The following is a 1774-nucleotide window of genomic DNA, read 5'->3' as shown; positions in this document are numbered from 1 at the left end:
AAGCCACGGCGCTGCTGCTGGCCGGGCGCGACGCAAAGCTCGTGCTTGGAGCCCGCCGCGCCGACCGGCTGCAGGCCCTGGCGCGACGTATCACCGAAAACGGCGGCGAGGCCGTCTGCCTCGCCATGGACGTAAAAAAGCGCGAGGACCTCACAGCTCTCGTGGCGCTTGCCTGCAACAACTATGGTAGGATCGACGTGATGATCAACAATGCCGGCATCGGGCCGATCTCCCTTCTTGATGAACTGCGGGTCGAGGATTGGGAGGAGATGATCGACGTCAACATCAAGGGGCCGCTCTATGGCATCGCCGCGGCCTTGCCGGTGTTCCGCCGGCAGGGTTCCGGCCACTTCGTCAACACGCTCTCGACCGCCGGCCTCATCATCAAGCCGACCATGGCCGTCTATGCCGGCACGAAAAACGCCATGCGCACCATCGCCGAAGGCCTGCGGCTGGAGGCCGGCCCGCATCTGCGCGTCACCAACATCTCGCCGGGATTTATAAGAACCGATTTCACCGGCTCCATGACCAGCCCAGAGATCAAGGCCGAGATGGCAAAGCGCATGGACGAGATGGCAATTTCACCCGATGCCATCGCCCGCGCCATAGCCTTCGCCATCGAGCAACCCGCCGATGTCGATATCAGCGACATCGTTGTTAGGCCGACCGCTCAGGCGTGAGGTATCGTTGGCAGCGACGGCTCCCGTCGATCTTGAACAGCAGGACAATCGCCATGCGGCGTGGAACGGTCGATCTGCCAGTCCAGCGCGCTTCAATTCTGCGATGTAGAGTTCGGACATGCCTTTGCTCTCCGTCATGCCCGGGCTTGACCCGAGCATCCACGCGGCACCCGTGAGCGGCCATGGCGTTGATCCGCGGCTTAAGTGTATAGCTCAAGGATGACGGAGAGTGTGGCCAAGGCCATCATCACCTGTCGGTGACACCGGTCAGATCACCGGTGTCACAGCGAACTCACCCAGCCGCCTTATCGAGCACACTCCAGTCAAAACCGCGTGCCCAGTCGGCGTAGCTGTGCCAGCCGACATCGGGGAAGTCGCGGCGCAGGGCGGCGATATCGGCGTCGTAGCCGGTACGGTCGAACCATTCGAACATCAGCGCCGTATCCTCGCTCTGCTGCCGTATCGCCGCGATCGGCAATTCCCGGTAAGTGATTGGGCGGCCGAGCACCTCGGACAGGATCTTCGCCTGCTGCGCGCCGGACAATTCGTCGCCGGCAATATCGAAACGCTTGCCGAACACCTGCTCGCGCCTCTCGGCCAAGGTCGCGACAAAAGCGCCGATGTCATCGATGGTGACCTGTTGCAGCACGCGGGCGGGCGGCAGCGCTGCGGCATAGACGCCTTGGCGCAGCCCGTCGATCGCCCACGGCGCCACGGTGTTCTCCATGAAGGCGACGGGCGCGCTGATCGTGTAGGGAATGCCGAGGCCTGCAATGTGCTTCTCGACGAGATACTTGCTGTCGAAATGCGGTATGCCGGTCTTCTTGTGCGCATCGGCGACGGACGAATAGATCAGGTGGCCGATGCCGGCGGCCTTTGCCGCATCGGCGGCGGCAATGCCCTGACGGGTTTCCGCGTCCGTTCCGGCTTCGTAGCTGTTGCCCATCAGGAACATCGCGTCGACGCCCTCTGCTGCCGCCGCCACGGATGCCCCGTCATCGAGATTGCCGGCGACGACCTCGACCCCTGCCGCAGCCAGCCGCTTTGCGCCATCGCTCTCCGGCCGGCGGCTGATTGCCTTGACGCGGTGGCCT

2 protein-coding genes are annotated in these 1774 nt (G+C 63.8%); one reads left to right on the top strand and one right to left on the bottom strand.

From position 1 onward, the window contains the following. Positions 1 to 680, top strand: a 680-nt coding sequence (locus MOV76_RS39040) for an SDR family oxidoreductase (protein WP_247266583.1), incomplete at its 5' end; no start/stop codon positions are given. Between the two features lie 292 nt (positions 681 to 972). Here the strand turns inward: MOV76_RS39040 and MOV76_RS39035 are convergent. Next, on the bottom strand, positions 973 to 1774 hold an 802-nt coding region (locus MOV76_RS39035), incomplete at its 5' end, for an NmrA/HSCARG family protein (RefSeq protein ID WP_247266582.1).

This window comes from Rhizobium sp. PRIMUS64 (assembly GCF_023006465.1).
GTDB classification, from domain to species: domain Bacteria; phylum Pseudomonadota; class Alphaproteobacteria; order Rhizobiales; family Rhizobiaceae; genus Rhizobium; species Rhizobium leguminosarum.
The sequence above is the reverse complement of the archived record's forward strand: the minus strand, read 5'-3'. Positions and strand labels throughout refer to the sequence as shown.